Origin of the sequence: Ferdinandcohnia jepli (assembly GCF_047246645.1) — a bacterium.
In the GTDB taxonomy this organism is placed as follows: Bacteria; Bacillota; Bacilli; order Bacillales; family Bacillaceae_L; genus Ferdinandcohnia.
Genome location: NZ_JBFOKR010000051.1, coordinates 1 through 1476, shown reverse-complemented (window position 1 = coordinate 1476; position 1476 = coordinate 1). Strand labels below are relative to the sequence as shown.

General features: G+C 37.1%; 1 protein-coding gene. It reads right to left on the bottom strand.

Annotated features, from left to right (window positions below):
* Positions 1–39 precede the first annotated feature (39 nt).
* A protein-coding gene (locus tag AB3M96_RS23610) for an IS3 family transposase (protein WP_412970058.1) occupies positions 40–1370 on the bottom strand; the annotation gives its coding sequence in 2 pieces (ribosomal slippage) (positions 40–989 and positions 989–1370; 1332 coding nt in all).
* Positions 1371–1476 lie beyond the last annotated feature (106 nt).

The window sequence follows — 1476 nt, the reverse complement described above, 5'->3', positions numbered from 1 at the left end:
TAAAGTGTACCCTCTGTAAAGGACATTTTAAAAAAAGGCCTAGGCTACCTGTAAAAGATGATTCCTGTACTGCACGGGAGTCATCTTTTTTAGGTTCCATTGATATCTAGTATGGTTATAATGTCGAATATACTCATCAATTTCTTGTTGAAGTTCTCCAAACGTTTTACATAATTTTATATCTACTTCGTCTTTAAGATGGCCAAAGAATGATTCGATAGGGGCGTTATCCCAACAGTTTCCTCTTCTGGACATGGATTGGTGCAATCCAAGTTTATTTACCTGTTTCTGAAAATCTGGATGTGTGTAATGGGTACCCTGATCAGAATGAATGAGGGCCTCTTTAGCTTTCTTAAAGTTTCTGTTCTTCTTCAATTTAGTAAGGGTGTCTGTTGCCAGATCCATGGTGATGCGGCTAGAAATGTGATGTGCCAAAACTTCACCTGTAGAACCATCTTTAATGACGGACAAATAGGCTCTTTGTCCACCCTGATAGTTCAGGTAAGTGATATCCGTTAGTAGGACTTTGCCAGGTGTCTCCTGTTTAAATTGGCGGTTTAGCAAATTCGGAACCACACGATGTTCTTGAGTGGCTTTCATCATTCTCCGGTACGGATTTGCTTTCCTAATAGGGCAGACGATATCGTATTTTTTCATGATTCTACGGATTTTCTTCAAGCTGAAGACGCACTTAAATTGACCTGCCAATGTCATTTTAATTTGGCGTGCCCCTTTCTTTCTGCCTTTGAAGTTAAAGGCCTTTAAAATCATTTCTTTCGTTTCTTCATCCTTCTCATCCTTGTGTTTCCTTTGTTTAATAGACTTGGCTGAGAAATAATTATAGTAACCACTTCTTGAAACTCCGGCAACTTCACAAAGGAATTTCACCATATGTTTAAGGTTGTGTTTTTCGATGACCTCACGAATGATAATAAATTTTTGACTGGCAGATAACTTTACTTCTTTAGCCCCCTTTCCAATAAACGAATCTTTTTTAAGAGTTCGTTTTCTGCTTGTACAAGCTTCATCTGTGCTTCCAATCTGGCATACTTCTCCTCAATAGACAATTCCTTAATCCGCGGCCTACCAGAACTTTCTTTTCTGGTATCTTTAAGGCCCAATATTCCTTCGGATTTATAAGCAGCTTTCCAACGATCTGAAGCAGATTTAACTCTCCTCATGCCAATAACATCAACATTAAACCCTGCTTCTTCAAAGATTTCTCTTGGAAACTTTCCCTCACTATATTCAGTAATAAAGTGTTGTTTAAATTCATCAGAGTAGGTGATACCTTTTGAACTAACTGTTTTAACATAACGGTTCTTAGATAGTATTGCGATGTCTTTCTCCGTAAACAATATTTTACTCATATTTCTCCGTCTCCACATATTTCTCTATTTGTACTTTAAATTATACAAAAAATACCCTATAGAAAGAGCACTTTTTTTAAGTGTCTATTCTATAGGGTACATTTTA